Origin of the sequence: Vibrio sp. ES.051, assembly GCF_002563795.1 — a bacterium.
Classification (GTDB): Bacteria; Pseudomonadota; Gammaproteobacteria; order Enterobacterales; family Vibrionaceae; genus Vibrio.
This window is the reverse complement of record NZ_PDJL01000005.1, coordinates 517,300-529,670: the sequence shown is the minus strand read 5'-3', so window position 1 is coordinate 529,670 and position 12,371 is coordinate 517,300. Positions and strand designations below refer to the sequence as shown.

Sequence of the window (12,371 nt, the reverse complement as noted above, 5' to 3'; positions counted from 1 at the left end):
CATAGACCTTAGATTAAGCTCCAGAGCGACGGTGACTATGTTGGATAAACTGCTATGAGGTAGAGTTATAGGTACGTATGTTATTCTAAATGTCTAAAAACTGACATTTTTGAACACCAGCATACAGCCGAGGAACAGCAAGAAGATGTGGACGATTTTGTGATAGTCAATTTTATACTTCTGCAAGTAGTGGTAGCCGATCATGCCGCCAGCTAAACCTACAGCAAACGCAGGTAGGGCGGAGATAACATGCGAGACGACCGCGTCGGTGATCAAACCTTCATTCCAGAAGCTGATGTTCGCTCCGATCATTTGCAGCATAAAAAAGAAGGCGAGTGTTGATTTAGTTTGATCCGCTGTCCATGGTTGCATTGAGGTATAGGCAATTACTGGTGGTCCCGACTCGCCAACACTTGCTCCTAGCACGCCTGAGGTAAAACCTGCTCCAACCGTGATAGGTACAGAGGTCTTTTTAAACAGAGGCTTAGTAGATATCATCGAATGTAGGCTCGATAGCACAAGTACAATACCCATTGTCAACAGAATGTATTGTGACGGCATGGTTGCAAGCAGTTTTGCACCGACAAAAGAGGCTGGAATTGAACCTGCAAACAAGATCAAACCTGTTTGACGTTGGATAGAGTGTCGCATTTTCCACACTACAGGCAACGTCACTAGCCAACCAAAAATCCCCGCAATAGGAACCGCAGTTTGAGCTTCCACTATCATTGATAGCAGTGGTACGGAGACGAGTGCAGAGCCAAAGCCAGTCAAACCTTGAGTAAACCCGGCTAAAGCTATGATCATCGAAATAAATATTATCGTAGTGTCCATGCGTCTATTTTCTGATCTAATTAAATGAAGGCTCACTATAGACTTATTGAAATTAATTGCCATTGTGCGTGTCACATTTTGTTGTTTTTTGTATTTTTAGTTTCGGTTCGTGACCGTCATCTCGGTTGAGTTTTACCTCTTTCGTATAATAACTACTCATGAATAGGCTTGTTGACGGGTCAGAATGCCAATGCGTCAATTTATGGATTGCGTATCGGCATTTTGATTTCAAATTTTGATGAGGTTAGTGATGGATAATTTCCAAGCACAAAAAGAGAACTTGTATGGGTTAAACGCAAGGCTGCATACAGACGCAAGGGGAATCGAAGAGTTCGATAAAGTGTATGGGCTTGGTTACGAAGTTGGTCATGAAGACTGGTCACCATTCCCGCGCGTGAATAGATTGCGTCAAACGTTTCTTGATAGACCGTATGAAATTGATGTTGAAAGGCTACGCTTGGTTACTGAGTCGTACAAGCGTAGTGAGTCGATGCCGAAAATTCTACAATGTGCTTATGCATTTGAAAACATCCTGCTCAACAGCACCTTGCACGTCTACTCAGATGACTTAATTTTGGGGGAGATAGCCGCTCCTGCTAAAGCGTCACCGATCTACCCAGAGTTTTCAGTCGATTGGATTATTGATGAGATATTAAATTCACCATTTGAAGAGCGTGCTAACGACCAGTTTTACATTCGTAGTGAGCAAGACCGAGCCGAAATTCTTGAGTTGTGTAAATATTGGAAGGGAAAAAGTGCCAATGAGTTTATTACTGCTCACCTTAATGATGACCAAAAGAAAGGGTCACATGTTGGGGAAAAGGTTTTTCAAACTAACAACTATCACTTTGCTGGCATTGGTCACTTTGCGATGGACTTCGAAAAACTAATGACTCTTGGTTATAACGGAGTGTTACAACAAACGACAGAGGCGTTCGCTCAACTGTCTAAACAAGATCCTGACTATAGTGATAAACGTGATTACTACAAAGCGACAATCATAACCCTTGAAGCCGCGGTCAAGTACATCACACGTTACGCACTGCTTGCGGAAGATATGGCATTTTCTGAAACAAATGAAATGCGTAAAAAAGAACTCCAAGCCATTTCTGCCAACTGTTATCAAATTGCAGGCGGAGCTCCTCAAAGTTTCTGGCAAGCGGCTCAGTTGTTCAACTTCGCTGTAACTATGACCCAAATAGAAGGCAATGGTCACTCGATCTCCTACGGGCGTATGGATCAATGGATGTTGCCATTTTATACCCGAGATGTAGTCGAAAATAATGTCTCTAAAGCCTTTGTTCTAGAAGTGCTCGAAGTGCTTTACGTCAAGATGAACAACCCAACTAAGTTAAAAGATAAGGGCACAGTCAAAGTCCGAAATGGTCGTGGCTTTGGAGGGGAGAGTTTAACTATCGGTGGTGTTGATGAGCAGGGCAACGATGCGACTAACGATCTCACCATGCTGATGTTGGAGGCGTCTGTTCACACCCGCATGATGAACCCTTGGGTGTGCTTGCGCATGCACGAAAACACCCCGTACGAACTGAAAATAAAGACCATCGAATGTGTTCGTGCAGGCTATGGGCATCCTAAGCTGTTTAATGACGGTCCAGCAATTAAGGCAATGTTCAGTAAAGGAGTATCTCTTGAAGAAGCGCGCAATTATGCCGTAGTCGGTTGTGTTGAGCCGACCATCCCTGGAAAAGAACATGGATGGTTAGATGCTGGTTATGTAAACACTGCCAAGATGATGGAGATGGTGATCAACGGCGGGCGAGTTTTATCCGGTCCTAATGCGGGAATGCAGTTGGGTCCTGATACCGGTAGTTTAGAAACTTATCGAACATTTGAAGAGGTACTAGAGAGCGTTGATAAACAGTTTGCCTATTGGTGCGATCAATTGTGTAGTTGCCTAAACGTGACGGACAAAATGCATAGAATGATTAAGCCCACACCTTACATTTCTGCCTTCTTCGAAGGCTGCATCGAGTCAGGTAAAGATATGACGTTTGGCGGTGCGAAATACAATGGTACTGCACCACAGGCTGCGGGTATTGCAACGTGTGCCGATTCACTTGCAACCATCAAGAAGTTGATGTTTGATGACCGAAAGTATACGGGTAAGCAATTGCTAGACGCAATAAGAGATAACTGGGATGGTCACCAAAAGCTTTACGCATTGGTGAATAGTTCTAAAATTCCTCATTATGGTAATGATATTGATGAAGTAGATGAACTGTTTGCGTTTATGTTTGAGTGCTACTGCCGCCACATCAAAGGGCGCAAAAACCCGCGTGGGGGTAAATTTAGCCCTGGCGTGTATACCGTTAATGCCAATGTGGGGATGGGGTTATACACCAACGCATCACTCGATGGTCGTAAAAATGGTGAGCCGATTTCAGACAACATGGGACCAGTGCATACAGCGGGGGGATCGCATGATACTCAAGGTCCAACAGCAGTAATTAACTCAGTGACAAAAGTTGATCACAGCTTGGCGACTAACGGAACACTGCTCAACCTTCGTTTCCCGGAAGATGTGGTATCTGGGGTTGAGGGGCGCGATATCTTGGTCAATTTTGTCGATGAGTACATCAATAAACAAGGGATGCATGTCCAGTTCAACATCATGAGCTCAGAGAAGATGCGAGCGGCGCAAAAGAACCCAGAGCTCTACAAAGATATGCTAGTACGTGTGGCCGGCTATAGTGCCTATTTCGTCGAGCTGGGTAAGCCACTACAGGATGACTTGATTCAACGTACCGAACTTAGGTTTTAATGAGGCTTTTCATGGCTTCCACACAGGGTGTTGAAGCCATGAAGGGATGTTTAACAAGTTAGAGGTAAACGTGTCAGATCTAGCCAAGGTTCTCAATATACAACGATTTACGCTGCATGATGGCCCCGGTATTCGTACCGAAATATTTCTAAAAGGTTGTCCGCTACGTTGTGATTGGTGTGGAAACCCCGAAAGCTTCAATCGTCGTATTGAGGTTGGGGTGTTTCAAAACAAATGTATATCCACCGAGCACTGTGGGTCTTGCCAAGATGTCTGCCCAAACAGTGACATGTTGATCTACTCAGATGCTACTTTATCTCAGGTTGATCGCAATTTGTGTAACGGGTGTTTGAACTGTGTAGAAGAGTGCCCTTCAGAGGCGATTAAGCAGTGGGGTCAGCTAATGTCGGTTGATGATTGCATGGCGCTGATTAGAAAAGATCGCGGCTTCTATGACCGCTCTGGCGGTGGCGTAACTATGTCCGGTGGAGAACCTCTGCTACAAAGCTGCTTTGTGCGAGAACTATTTAAGGCTTGTAAGCAGGAGGATATTCATACCTGTTTGGAATCCAGTTTCTATGCTAACTGGAATCGTATTGAACAAGTGCTTCCCTACACGGATTTAGTTATTTCAGATATTAAGCTGATGGATGGTCAAGCTCATAAACGCCACACTGGCGTCGAAAACCGCAAAATACTACGTAACTTAAAACTGCTCGTGGCTGCCGATAAGGATCTAATACTTAGAATCCCTGTTATCCCGACTATCAACGAAGATGACGCCAACATATCAGCCACCGCGGACTTTATTGAGCGTGAGCTGAATGGTCGAGTAAAGGTAGTACAGCTCTTGAGCTTTATGCGTTTAGGCGAGGAGAAATACCAGTCGTTAGGACTTGAGTACAAGATGCGCGATCTCAGTTTCGACCGCCATGAATTTCAACAGCGAGTTGGCAACATTGCCGACTATTTTAATCAACGCGGAATTCGCTGTGTCGTTGGGACAAAGGAGCAAGAAGAAGCCCGACAGACGGAAAAAGATAATAACTATGAGGCAATAACGTGAAACTAAAACAACAGAACTGGGGCGAGGTCGCAGGGCAGTCGACACCTGTACAACTCTTTACCCTCGAAAACAGTCAAGGACTCAGCTTAGCAGTCACAAACTATGGTTGTATTGTAACTTCTCTTGAGGTTCCTGATCGGCAAGGCCAGAGAGCGGATGTAGTGCTTGGTTATGAAAGTCTAGACAAATATCTGCAAGGCCATCCGTTTTTTGGTGCCGTCGCCGGTCGCTATGCGAACCGCATTGAGAATGGATGTTATAAGCTAGATGGTGAGTCATTTGAGTTGGAAACCAATGAGCTGCCAACAGGGCAACACCTGCACGGGGGTAGCAATGGATTCGATAAGTACGTTTGGGATTTCGCTATTGAAGAGCGACAAGACGCGATTTTCATCCACTTTAGCCGAGTGTCGACCGATGGTGAATCTGGTTACGGTGGCAATTTGGTCGTCACGCATTCCGTAGGTTTGGATGAAAGCAACCGAGTTCACTTCAACTTCAAAGCGACCACTGATACGCCTACAGTCGTCAACCTGTGTAACCACAGCTATTACAACTTAGGCGGGCACGATTCAGGAAGCGTCGATGGTCATGACTTAAGACTCTATGCCAACTTCTACACACCTGTTGATGAGAACTCTATTCCTACAGGTGAAATACGTAGCGTTCTTGGATCAGGCCTCGACTTTACCGAGACGAGGCGCATAGCTGACAACAAAACGAGCATGCCCAATGGTGGTTTTGACCACAATCTAGTACTCGATGGCTCTAAGGTTGAAGGGGAGTACAAGTATGCTGCTGAATTGTATGAACCTAATAGCGGTCGTATGATGACGGTATTAACCACCCAGCCTGGTGTCCAGTTTTACAATGGATTTAAGCTATCCAATAAGCACTGGGTTGGTCGCCACGGTGAGCGCTATGAATCTTGTCATGGCATGTGTCTAGAGACCCAACATTTTCCTGATAGCCCGAATAAAGGCCATTTTCCTTCGACGCGTTTGAATCCGGGCGATGTGTACCAAGAGAAGACTATACACCGATTTTCAGTGAAGTGAGCGGTGCCGCTTGTTTTACGCAAAATAAAAACGGCTTGTATAACAAGCCGTTTAAACATCAGAGTATAGAGTATTCGGATTGTTAAGTGCAAATGACTAACTTGGTGTCACCTTGTTTAGCCGCTGCTTCAATAGAAGGGCTTGGCTTTTTATCGGTTAGGAAGTAAGTGACATCTTTGATATTGGCCAAAGTGATCGAACCTTTCGGAATAAACTTGCTAGAGTCCATTGCGACTAATACGTTGCGTGCTGACTTCATCACCGTTTGGGTAATCATTGTCTCATTAAGGTCGTATTCGAGTAGAGTACCATCAACATCAACAGAAGCTGCGCTGGTGACTAGATAATCAAAGCGGAAGTTCGAGATAAAGTCCATTGCTTCAGTGCTAACAATGCCACCGTTGAACGCTTTAATTTTTCCGCTTGGAATCAAAACATCAATAGACTTATTGGTATGCAAAACGCTGGCAACACGAAGGCTATTAGTGATGACTTGCAAATTACTTTTTTTTGCCAAATGACTTGCGATAACTTCAGCGGTTGTACCTATCGTAATAAACACGGTTGAATTATCGGGGATCAAGTCAGCTATTGCTTTACCAATAGCGTGCTTTTGCTCGGTGTCAGATACCTTGCGAACTTCGTAATCAAGGTTGTTCTTAGTCGCAGGAGAACTTGCGCCTCCATGATGACGAATCACCAGCCTGTCATTGTTGAGTTTCTTGATATCGCGCCGAATGGTCTGCGTAGAAACATCAAGCAGTTCTGCAAGTTCTTCTACACTGTAATAGCCTTTGTCGTTAACGAGCTTAATTAGCTTATCTTGTCTGGGATTAGTCACTTCAATCTTTCGCTTTGTTTATTTTTATAGTTTTTGATCGACTTCTAACCTAGTCGGGATTCCTTCTCGACCACCTCTTTTGGTACATTTTAACGCGGCAACCATATTGGAGAAAACAATAGAGTCACGACTTTGTTTAGATTCTGCTACCGCGACCGCTAAAGCGCCATGGAAAACATCACCAGCACCTGTTGTATCTACGACATTTACCTTAATCACTGGCTCGTGGCAAATTTTATCGCCCTCTAACCAATAGCAACCTTTTGAGCCTACAGTAACATAAATTTTACCATCTGTTTGTTTTTGAGCAAGTTTTAAACCTTCAATTGGGTCATTAGTTCCCGTGAATTTCTCTAAACCTGGCGCTGAAAAAGCGACATGATCAGCAAGTTTAACCAGGTCGTCAATCGTGTCGGGGGCAATGTCTGCATCTAAGACAGAAGAAATATTGTATTTTTTTGATTGCTCTAGTGCGTATTTGGCACCTTCAGGCCAGCGAACGTCGGTTAAAATGGTTTCGTATTGAGAAAAGTCGATATGCTGAAGCGATTTTGGGTCACGACTGAGAGATTTGTCTTGGTAGTTAATGATCATCCGTTCACCTTCGTCATCAACTAAAACGGCTGAAAACGCAGATGATGCGTTAGGAATGTGTACCATTTTATCGACATTAACGCCGTAACTACTGAGCTCAGAGAGTAAGGTATCAGCAACGCTATCTTGACCAACTCGGCCGATGAAGTCGACGCTATGACCAAGTCGAGCGACGGCTACCGCAGCTGTAGCAGCAGGGCCTCCACCAACTTCGAAATAATCTTTAGCGACATATTTACCACCTGTTGTGGGTAAGTTATCTACACGTTGAATTCTGTCGAGTACTGTAATGCCTACACATGCGATTGTCATGATTCTTCTCTTTGTTTGTAATCTAGGTTGTTATTCTGCTTAGCTGCAAAGTATGCAGGTCAGTATATTGATAATTTGAACTTTTGATTGGGACTGTAATCACAAAAAAAACAAAATGGACATAAAACAACAAAATGTGACATTTGTATCGGTTGTCGATGAGATTAGTGTTTATATTAGGCGCCAATTAACCATTAATGTGAAGGAATTTGAAATGTCGACGATTGGGTTTATTGGTTTAGGTCAGATGGGTACACCAATGGTACTAAATTTGATCAAAGGTGGTCATTCTTTGAAGGTGTTTGACATCAACAAAGCTGCAGTTGAACAGCTTGTGGAGAACGGTGCGACAGCTTGCAAATCACCGGCGGACGCAGCTATCGATTCAGAGTTTGTCGTTACTATGCTACCGAACGGTGCTTTAGTGAAGAAGGTTATTCTCGATGACGAAGGTGTCCTTTCTACACTAGACAAAAATGCACTATTAATCGATATGTCGACCATTCACCCTCTTGAAACGGATACGTTAATCAAGGAAGTGAGTGATAAAGGCTTTTCTATGATGGAGGCGCCAGTGGGCCGCACCTCCGAACACGCAGTAAAAGGCGAGTTACTTATCATGGCGGGTGGTTCTCCAGAACAAATTGAACGATCACAGCCGTTATTTGATTGCATGGGGAATGAAACGGTTGACTGTGGTGGAGCGGGTAAAGGCATCCGTGTCAAAATCATCAACAACTACATGAGCATTGCTCTTAATGCGTTGTCGGCAGAAGCTGCAACCCTTGCTGAGGCGGTTGGTCTTGAATGGGAAACGGCGATGAAAGTCATGAGCGGAACACCAGCTGGCAAAGGTCATTTCACCACAACTTGGCCGGGTAAAGTTCTTGCTGGTGACTTGTCTCCGGTGTTCATGGTGGACCTTGCGCACAAAGATTTAGGCATTGCTCTTGAGCTCGCAAACCAAGTTAATGTTCCAATGCCATGTGGAGCAGCTTCACGTGAGTTGTACAGTATTACGCGTGCCGCTGGTCGTGGGCGTCAAGACTGGACATCCGTTCTGGAACAACTGCGTGTTACGTCTGGTTTAGAGTCAAAAATTAAGTAATTCACCATGTCACAGCCATTTGAATGGAGATTATTCAACAACAATTGACATTCAGGACTTCGTTTTTCACTCCTAACCTTATGAAGGGAGTGATTTTACAAAACTCTATGTTAACCCTACTTCATTTTCTTTGAAGTAGGGTCTTTTTTATGCGCCAATGAAAACGTCATAGGAAAGGGTTACTTATATAAATGTATTGGGATTGTAATAGTGGTTTCTTTCTATGTATCTGATTTTTATTCTTATTGCATATTCTCTCTGTTGGTTGTATCAGTGCTGAGTAGGGTTTTCGTGTCTACTTACAGCAGTGGAATCTTATTCACTCGATTAATCTAGTACGCATAAACCACACTTTTTATGTGTTTTGTGATCTCGTGTACATTAATGGTAATTTATGTAGTTTTGTGGACATTAAGTGTTATCTAGCTAACAGAAACAGACAAGTTAGATTGGTACTTTATATTAAACGAAACAATAGTCGATTAGACACATTTAACCTTAGGGGATAAGCACAATGCCTTACGTATCAGGTAAAACAATGATTCAAGAAGCGTGGAATAGCGGTTACGCTATTGGCGCTTTTACAGCACATAACCTAGAAACTATCAAAGCAGTTCTATTGGCTGCGGAAGAAGAGCAGTCTCCAATCATGATACAGATTGGTCAAAAAGCGATTAATGAGATGGGAATGAAGCCACTGCGTGATGCTGTGGATTCGTTGATTCAACATCACCAAATTACGGTACCTATCTGTATCCATCTGGATCACAGCCGTAAGTTTGAGCAGTGTATGGAAGCTGCAACTCGTGATTTTCAGTCACTAATGTTTGATGGTTCAGCACTGCCATTTGAAGACAACATCCGTATTACTAAAGCTGTGGTAGAGGTTGCAAATGCGCTTGGTTTAGGTGCAGAGGGTGAGATTGGTAAGATAGGTGGCACAGAAGACGATATTACTGTAGACGAGAAAGATGCCATGATCACAACTGTTAAAGAGGCTCTCGATTTCTCTGAACGCACAGGTGTAGATTACTTAGCTGTATCTATTGGTACTGCCCATGGTGTATACAAAACAACGCCTGAACTGAAGTTTGATCGTTTATCTGAAATTAAAGCTGCGGTGAAGAAGCCTATTGTTCTTCATGGTGGTTCAGGCGTGCCTGATGATCAAGTTGTTGAAGCGGTTAAGCGTGGAGTAGCAAAGATCAATGTAGATACTGAACTTCGCCAAGGTTTTCTCAACGGTGTTCAAGCTCACTGGAAGGAAAACGCAACAGATTACATTCTTGCAGATGTTATGAACACAGGTATTGATTCAATGAAAGAAGTGGTGCAACACAAGATCCGTTTATTCGGCTCTAACGGTAAAGCAAAATAATCATAATAAAGTCACAGATTTTGGTGCTGCATAAGCGGCACCCAATTATTTTCTAATCCAATAATGGTGATTCTATGTTAAGAGCCATCGAAAATGTACTGAACGCGATAACAACGCCGTTATCTAAGGTATTACGTCATGTAGCCGGTATTTTGCTGCTTGTCATGACAGTAATAGTCGTGACGCAAGTCTTATTCCGTTACATACTCAATATCCCACTAAGCTGGACTGATGAATCATCAAGATTTTTGATGATTTATATGACTTATCTATGTTTGCCGTTTGTTTATCTAACAGACAAAAATATCGCCATGACTTTTGTCACCGAGATCTTAGAGAAAAAAGCGCCTAGGTGCTTTTCCTTCCTCACTTTACTGGCGCATATTTCTGCAATTTTGGTGTTCGCTGTGTGGATCAAGTTTGGTTGGAATTTCTTCCAAACAGGTTCAGTAATGGCGGATAGTCTGCCTATTCCTATGTTTTATGTGTACATCATCCCACCTGTAATGATGGGGTTGACCATCCTTTACGCTCTTCAAAAATCTCTCGCATCGATTCGAGGTATATTGGGCGATTTCGAAGACGTGTCTCATACAGCTAAGACAGCTGAACTATTTGAAGCGCCTGCTGCTGAAGAAGCACCGGAGCAAGCGCAAGAGCAAAAGCAGTCATTTGAACCAGAAACTGCGGCTTAAGAGGGTGTTATAATGGTTTCTCCAATTTTCTTACTCTACTTTATGATTCTATTGATCATTGGTGTTCCAGTTTTGTTTACGCTGGGCCTATCACCTATGATCACTCTGTTTCAAAGTGATCAGATGCTGTTTGCCAACATGCTTTATCAGCGTTTGTACTCGGGATTAGACAGCTTCCTATTACTAGCTCTGCCGTTTTTTATGCTGGCAGGTGAGTGTATGACTGCTGGTGGTATCACACCGCGCATCATCGCTTTCGCGCAAACTATGGTACAACACTTTCGTGGCGGTCTTGGTCACGTAGTTATCCTTGCTGCAACCATTTTTGGAGCGTTAACTGGCTCGGCGGTAGCAGCGACCTCAGCGATTGGCGGTATGTTGATCCCTGAAATGAAGAAGTATAAGTACGATACTGGCTACTCGGCGGCGTTGACTGCAGCAGCTACAGTGCTAGGTAACATCATTCCGCCATCAGGGATAATGCTGCTGTACGCATTTGTTATGAACACCTCTGTAGCGGCAATGTTCTTGGCTGGTGTTACTCCAGGTATCATTTTTTGTATCGGTCTGATGATTATGAACCGATACCAGATTCGTAAATACCCAAATGTAAAACCGATGGAACGTGCGCCTGCTATGGAACGTAAGCAAGCTTTCCGTCTTGCTATGCTTCCATTGCTTACCCCAGTTATTATTCTTGGCGGTATTTACGGTGGTATCTTTACGCCAACTGAAGCCGCAGCAGTTGCGGTAGCGTATGCGATTGCAGTTTCACTGTTCATTATCAAAGTAACGAATGTTAAAGCGACCTATGCGCTATTTGCCAAAGTTGCAGTGAATGCTGCTTCGATTCTTATCATTGTTGCAGCAGCAAGTGGCTTCGCATCACTGATCAGTCTGTCTGGCGTTTCGAATATGGTTGCGGATTTCATGAACGGAATCACCGATAACCCGTACCTTCTGTTCGCGATTATCAACGTATTGTTGTTCATCATCGGTATGTTCTTGGATGCAGGTCCCGCGATTCTTATTTTCGCTCCAATCTTCGCTCCAATCATGATTAACGCTGGTATCGACCCGGTTCACTTTGGTGTGGTGATGTGTGCAAACCTATCTATTGGTCTAGCAACGCCTCCAATGGGACTCGTGCTGTTTGTAGCGTCAGGTGTATCTAAAGTTTCGGTATCGGAAATCTCTCGCAAGATCATTCCTTTCCTAATGGTCGAAATCGCGTTGATTTTCATCGTGTCGTGTTTTCCACAACTGGTTATCGGATTACCGCAGCTAGTGGGCATTATGTAGTTAGTTTTACAGCAAGCCTTTATGCGTGGTACTTGACTTCTACTTAAGTGTCGCGACTCAAGAATCAGGAGAAATTAAGTGATTAATGACAAAGGTAATTTACAAGTGAAAGCACAAAAGATATTGGGAGCGCTTGGTGGCATCGCAAACATCGCTGAAGGGAATATCGATAACTGTGCAACACGTCTGCGAATTCAAGTAAAAGACATGGGTGCGGTAGACGAAAAGATGCTTCTTCGCCAAGGAGCTCTAGGTTTTATTCGCCTTCCTGAAAACCAAATCCAAGTGGTATTCTTTGATGTTCATAACTTGGCTGATGAATTAAGAAATCAAGCGGAATGTTGAGAAGCAACGCTTCACGCTAGCTTCAAATTATAAAATTAGATTGACAAAAGGTAACG

11 protein-coding genes are annotated in these 12,371 nt (G+C 43.6%); 8 read left to right on the top strand and 3 right to left on the bottom strand.

Annotation, left to right across the window (positions count from 1 at the left end):
- Positions 1-93 precede the first annotated feature (93 nt).
- Positions 94-834 (bottom strand): sulfite exporter TauE/SafE family protein, encoded by a 741-nt coding sequence (locus ATG66_RS16680; protein WP_098416346.1) that lies wholly within the window; start codon positions 832-834, stop codon positions 94-96.
- 250 nt (positions 835-1,084) lie between these two features.
- Between ATG66_RS16680 and hpfG the strand changes: the two genes are divergently transcribed.
- The 3 genes from hpfG to ATG66_RS16665 all read left to right on the top strand — a co-directional run bounded on the left by hpfG (position 1,085) and on the right by ATG66_RS16665 (position 5,740).
- Complete coding sequence (hpfG, locus tag ATG66_RS16675; protein ID WP_098416345.1) at positions 1,085-3,616, top strand: (2S)-3-sulfopropanediol dehydratase; 2,532 nt, start codon at positions 1,085-1,087, stop codon at positions 3,614-3,616.
- Between the two features lie 70 nt (positions 3,617-3,686).
- Entirely contained in the window at positions 3,687-4,682 is a 996-nt protein-coding gene (gene hpfH / locus ATG66_RS16670; protein ID WP_257145764.1) for a (2S)-3-sulfopropanediol dehydratase activating enzyme, read from the top strand.
- Complete coding sequence (locus ATG66_RS16665) at positions 4,679-5,740, top strand: aldose epimerase family protein (RefSeq protein WP_098416343.1); 1,062 nt, start codon at positions 4,679-4,681, stop codon at positions 5,738-5,740. Before hpfH ends, ATG66_RS16665 begins: the two co-directional genes overlap by 4 nt.
- An 82-nt stretch (positions 5,741-5,822) precedes the next feature.
- Here ATG66_RS16665 and ATG66_RS16660 read toward each other — a convergent pair whose 3' ends face one another.
- The gene (locus ATG66_RS16660) at positions 5,823-6,581 is read right to left on the bottom strand and encodes a DeoR/GlpR family DNA-binding transcription regulator (RefSeq protein ID WP_098416342.1); all 759 of its coding nucleotides are present in this window, start codon (positions 6,579-6,581) and stop codon (positions 5,823-5,825) included.
- A gap of 24 nt (positions 6,582-6,605) precedes the next feature.
- A complete protein-coding gene (locus ATG66_RS16655; protein ID WP_098416341.1) occupies positions 6,606-7,487 on the bottom strand; it encodes a PfkB family carbohydrate kinase in 882 nt (293 codons plus the stop codon).
- Between the two features lie 115 nt (positions 7,488-7,602).
- Here ATG66_RS16655 and yihU point away from each other — a divergent pair, with 115 nt between their 5' ends.
- The 5 genes from yihU to ATG66_RS16630 all read left to right on the top strand — a co-directional run bounded on the left by yihU (position 7,603) and on the right by ATG66_RS16630 (position 12,315).
- Complete coding sequence (gene yihU / locus ATG66_RS16650) at positions 7,603-8,595, top strand: sulfolactaldehyde 3-reductase (protein ID WP_257145763.1); 993 nt, start codon at positions 7,603-7,605, stop codon at positions 8,593-8,595.
- Between the two features lie 514 nt (positions 8,596-9,109).
- Positions 9,110-9,973, top strand: a complete 864-nt coding sequence (locus tag ATG66_RS16645) for a class II fructose-bisphosphate aldolase (protein WP_098416339.1) — start codon at positions 9,110-9,112, stop codon at positions 9,971-9,973.
- Positions 9,974-10,047: 74 nt separating this feature from the next.
- Positions 10,048-10,668 carry a TRAP transporter small permease gene (locus ATG66_RS16640; protein ID WP_098416338.1) on the top strand — a complete coding sequence of 207 codons (621 nt, stop codon included), beginning with the start codon at positions 10,048-10,050 and terminating at the stop codon, positions 10,666-10,668.
- A 12-nt stretch (positions 10,669-10,680) separates the two neighbouring features.
- A complete protein-coding gene (locus ATG66_RS16635; RefSeq protein ID WP_098416337.1) occupies positions 10,681-11,970 on the top strand; it encodes a TRAP transporter large permease in 1,290 nt (429 codons plus the stop codon).
- Positions 11,971-12,048: 78 nt separating this feature from the next.
- Entirely contained in the window at positions 12,049-12,315 is a 267-nt protein-coding gene (locus ATG66_RS16630; protein ID WP_098416336.1) for a PTS transporter subunit EIIB, read from the top strand.
- Positions 12,316-12,371 lie beyond the last annotated feature (56 nt).

Excerpts from the sequence above, each read along its gene's own strand:
- yihU (WP_257145763.1), top strand. The coding sequence starts at position 7,603 with ATGGACATAAAACAACAAAATGTGACATTTGTATCGGTTGTCGATGAG.
- ATG66_RS16655 (WP_098416341.1), bottom strand. The coding sequence starts at position 7,487 with ATGACAATCGCATGTGTAGGCATTACAGTACTCGACAGAATTCAACGT.
- ATG66_RS16680 (WP_098416346.1), bottom strand. The coding sequence starts at position 834 with ATGGACACTACGATAATATTTATTTCGATGATCATAGCTTTAGCCGGG.
- hpfG (WP_098416345.1), top strand. The coding sequence starts at position 1,085 with ATGGATAATTTCCAAGCACAAAAAGAGAACTTGTATGGGTTAAACGCA.
- ATG66_RS16640 (WP_098416338.1), top strand. The coding sequence starts at position 10,048 with ATGTTAAGAGCCATCGAAAATGTACTGAACGCGATAACAACGCCGTTA.
- ATG66_RS16635 (WP_098416337.1), top strand. The coding sequence starts at position 10,681 with ATGGTTTCTCCAATTTTCTTACTCTACTTTATGATTCTATTGATCATT.
- ATG66_RS16645 (WP_098416339.1), top strand. The coding sequence starts at position 9,110 with ATGCCTTACGTATCAGGTAAAACAATGATTCAAGAAGCGTGGAATAGC.